2 protein-coding genes are annotated in these 1615 nt (G+C 71.8%); both read right to left on the bottom strand.

Going from position 1 to position 1615, the window contains the following annotated elements; genetic code table 11:
- Positions 1–1080: LuxR C-terminal-related transcriptional regulator (locus ACFY1E_RS47890; protein WP_389088926.1), on the bottom strand; the 1080-nt coding region annotated here is incomplete at its 3' end.
- A gap of 10 nt (positions 1081–1090) precedes the next feature.
- Complete coding sequence (locus tag ACFY1E_RS47885; protein ID WP_389088923.1) at positions 1091–1522, bottom strand: ester cyclase; 432 nt, start codon at positions 1520–1522, stop codon at positions 1091–1093.
- Positions 1523–1615 lie beyond the last annotated feature (93 nt).

The following is a 1615-nucleotide window of genomic DNA, read 5'->3' as shown; positions in this document are numbered from 1 at the left end:
CTCCTGGCTCGGCCGGTGCGAGGAGAGGAGCGCGGCGATGAGCTCTCGTCGGCTGCGGACGCCGAACCGGGCGAAGACGGCTGTCAGGTGCTCCTGGACGGTGTAGGCGGAAACGTGGAGCCGCTCCACGATCTCCCGGGTCGAGCAGCCCTCCAGTACCAGGGCGGTCACCCGGTTCTGCGCCGGGGTGAGGCCGTGCGCGGCCAGGACGAGGGATCCGATCTCGGCGGCGGGGGCCGGTTCGACGACCACGCCGATCTGCTCCCCCGCAGGGCCCCGCAGCCGGGTGGCGTGCAGAGTCAGCCACTGACCGTCGCTCGTCCGCAGCCGGACTGATCCGTGGCGGTCCGCAGCGGCCGACCCCGGCACCTCATCGGGGGTGGCCAGGTGCGCGGCGACGGAGTACACGGGTACGGGCAGTCCCACGATCCGGGGGCCGGGCAGCCGGGCGAGCCACCGCTCGGCGTCCGGGCTGATCGAGACGAGGGTGAGCTCCTGGTCGAGCACGATCACGCCGGGGGTGCCCGGCGGTGCGGGGCGCTCGCGCCTCAGCGTCTCCTGGACGACGGTACGGCGCAGGCCCTCGGCCAGGTGCGGGGCGATCTTCCGCAGCACGTCGAGGTCCTGGCCGGAGAAGCCGGCCTGCCCGTCGGCCCGATGCAGGCACAGCACGCCCCAGCAGTCGCGCCCGGCGATCAGGGCGGCCCGCAGCTCATCCCCCAGGCCCAGGCCGGCCATGATCTCCCGGTAGCGGGCGCTGGCGGAGCGCTGACCGCGAGTGGCCCGGTCCAAGGACGTGACCGTGTCGGGTCCTCGGGCGAGCGCGGTGAACTTGTTGACGTCCTCGCGCCCGTACTCGTTGTCCAGGAAGAGGGAACCGGCGCCGTCCAAGGGCTCCTGGGCCGCCGTCGAGGTGAACAGCAGGGTCGCCGGATCGACGGACGCGAAGAACACAGCCTCCAGGGGGAGGATGTCCGGCAAACGGTGCAGCACCTCGATGGTGAGCTCGGGCAGGTCCAGGCCTGCGTAGCAGCGGTCGATCAGCCGCTCGACGCGTCGCTCCCGGATGCCGGTGGCCATGACGTCGACGCTACGCCGAGGTCGGCGTCGGCACGAGCCCGAGCCGGCGCAACAGTCCGAGGTCGTCCAGACGGCCCCAGCGCTCCACGATCCGGCCGTCGCGGACCCGGAAGATGTTGATCCCCTTCAGGACCACGGTGCGCCCGTCACCCGCGACGCCCATCACCTCGCCCTGCTGGGTGCCGGAGGCGGTGAACTGCTCGACCACCAGGTCTCCCTCGCCGATCAGGAGGCCCAGGTCGGAATGCCAGTCCGGAAACCCCTGCCGGAACAGGGCGCCTGCGGCTCGCATGCCCTCCCGGTCCGGGCCGACGCCGACCGGCGGGTCGTGGTTGACGAAGTCCTCGGCGAGGTAGACGTCGACGGCCGACAGGTCACCCCTGGTGAACAGCGCGTCGATGAAAGCGGTCACGGTCTGCTTGTTCTGCTCAATGGTGTCCATACCGAAAATCCTCGGCGCACCGAGTCGGCTCCGGAACCCCAACTCTTTGGGGTGTCCCGGCGCCCGTCTCTGGTTGCGCGGCGCCGCCCGACC

The sequence above is a fragment of the Streptomyces sp. NPDC001604 genome (assembly GCF_042893475.1).
Classification (GTDB): domain Bacteria; phylum Actinomycetota; class Actinomycetes; order Streptomycetales; family Streptomycetaceae; genus Streptomyces.
This window is presented reverse-complemented; position numbering and strand designations above follow the sequence as displayed.